General features: G+C 34.6%; 2 protein-coding genes and 2 pseudogenes. 1 reads left to right on the top strand and 3 read right to left on the bottom strand.

The annotated features are described in order from the left end of the window. A pseudogene (locus tag GJU40_RS20375) lies at window positions 1-212 on the bottom strand (hypothetical protein); the annotation flags it as partial. 261 nt (window positions 213-473) lie between these two features. After that, window positions 474-788 carry a hypothetical protein gene (locus tag GJU40_RS20370; RefSeq protein WP_154309880.1) on the bottom strand — a complete coding sequence of 105 codons (315 nt, stop codon included), beginning with the start codon at window positions 786-788 and terminating at the stop codon, window positions 474-476. A gap of 272 nt (window positions 789-1,060) precedes the next feature. Between GJU40_RS20370 and GJU40_RS20365 the strand changes: the two are divergent. Next, a pseudogene (locus GJU40_RS20365) lies at window positions 1,061-1,228 on the top strand (T6SS immunity protein Tdi1 domain-containing protein); the annotation flags it as partial. A 34-nt stretch (window positions 1,229-1,262) separates the two neighbouring features. Here GJU40_RS20365 and GJU40_RS20360 read toward each other — a convergent pair. Then, window positions 1,263-1,445: a hypothetical protein gene (locus tag GJU40_RS20360; RefSeq protein WP_246188457.1), complete on the bottom strand. Its 183-nt coding sequence runs from the start codon at window positions 1,443-1,445 to the stop codon at window positions 1,263-1,265. Between the last annotated feature and the right edge of the window lie 442 nt (window positions 1,446-1,887).

Below are 1,887 nucleotides of genomic sequence, written 5' to 3'. Positions count from 1 at the left end.
GTTGATTGATATTCATCTGAAAATGATTCTACTTTATATTCTATTCCTCTATCAACTTCATAAAGATCATAATGATGATTTTCAAAAATCAGTTGAACAGTAGTTTCAGGATAGTTTTCTTCCCCTGCTGGTGCAACACTAATCCTACCTTTTTCCCTCTTCATCACTTTGAATTCGGATTTAATTAGGTTATGTATATCGTTTAAGTCCATTTTTCATACTCCTTTTGAAAAAAACCCCGCTAGTGGCACTTCCTTGGAAAACTTAAAACATCATAAATTACATCTCTCACTTGTCCTCCTCCCGCTGATCCTTTAGTGGCATTTAATTAGGCATCCGCATGCCCCCACTACAACTATAAATTCTTCAATCATTTCATAACCATATACCTAAATAGTTGTATCAATTTCAAACTTGGAAGCCTACACCCAGGAAAGAACCTTGAATGGCATATAAGCCCTACATTTCAATTACTACAATTTTTTATACTCTTGTACCACAGCTAGTAATTTATCAGCAATTTCTGAATGTATATCCCAGGAATCCACTATTTGTCTAGCAAAAGTCGGGTAAAACTTTATTGGAGATAATACTCTGTTCATTATAATTAATTCATGACTAATAGACTCTAGTTGCAATACAGATGGTACCTCATTCATACCTGGCAAACCTTTTTTTCTAGCTTCAATTTCTAGAGATAAGTCCTCAAGAACATCTTCTATTAAACTAATCACTTTATTATGCTGTTTTTCTGCTGTTCGATTATTTTTGTTCTGTTTATTATTCACCCTTGATTTGCTCCTCCTACATAATGGAATCCATTGTAATTCAGTAAATGATGTGCCCTGAGTACTCTTTTTCCCCTCGTCTAATTTAGAATTTCACTCACTAACTGGTAATTCACTCTTCTCTTCTAGTTACAGTCAAATTTGGGTTCTTTCCCGATAATGCAAAACCGAGGGTGAGTAATCTGATAGCATCTTCTACCTCTGCTGCATTATTATTTCTAATGAAAATCAAGTATGATGCCGGTAACTTTTGTCTCCAAAATTTTAATTTGGACGAGTGCTTCGGATATACACCGCTAATAGGTTTAGGTGGATCAGAAAAAGTAGAGAATTCAAGTAAAGTTAAACTGAAGAAACATATTCTTATTACGACTGAACTTTATGGGACCAGTTTAGTGAATCCCCCAGGTTCAATCACGCAAGCATTTATCAGCTCTTAATCTATCAATAAAATCATGTAATGCTTCTTACTCGTCAGCATAGGTATCCTTGTGAATTTGTAATCTTGATAGCCCTTTCATCTGTTACATAAACAATCCATTTATTATTCTCATGCCTCAACACAACTTCATTTTCTCTATTATCCCTTACTTCAATCATATTATAATCTTGTAATTTCTCCACATTTATAATTCTTATAGCCTCTTTTTTATTCATGATTTATTCTCCTATTTAATTCTGCCGCATTTCTTTTATGTGAAACAGGACTTTCAGAGCACACGTCCACGATCATTGACAAAGCATGCGAAATGTTGATCTATACAATATCAATTCCGACTAAAATACTTTCGGTGACTTGATTCATTTTCTAATTGCATTTAAACCCCATGTTGGAGTCTTCCCTTAGTTAACTAGGTTAGATGTCAATTCGATGCACGAATTGACACCCCGTATTATACCAAGAGGATACTTTTTTCAAAATTCCAAAAATACCTTACCCGGAATGCGCCGATATCATATAAGCGACATTCCTTAAGGAAAGAGCCAAAAAAAACAGCTGCATGATTTACTAGTAAGTCAACAACTGCTTATTTTCTATGAAATTGAATTTATATCTGCGAGAAGTTTTTGGGACAATGTACCTGTCCCTCCGTCCCTA

Origin of the sequence: Metabacillus lacus (genome assembly GCF_009674805.1) — a bacterium.
GTDB lineage: Bacteria > Bacillota > Bacilli > Bacillales > Bacillaceae > Metabacillus_C > Metabacillus_C lacus.
This window is presented reverse-complemented; position numbering and strand designations above follow the sequence as displayed.

What these genes read in the sequence shown, in the direction of transcription:
- GJU40_RS20360 (WP_246188457.1), bottom strand. Translation starts at nt 1,445, where the DNA reads ATGAATAAAAAAGAGGCTATAAGAATTATAAATGTGGAGAAATTACAA.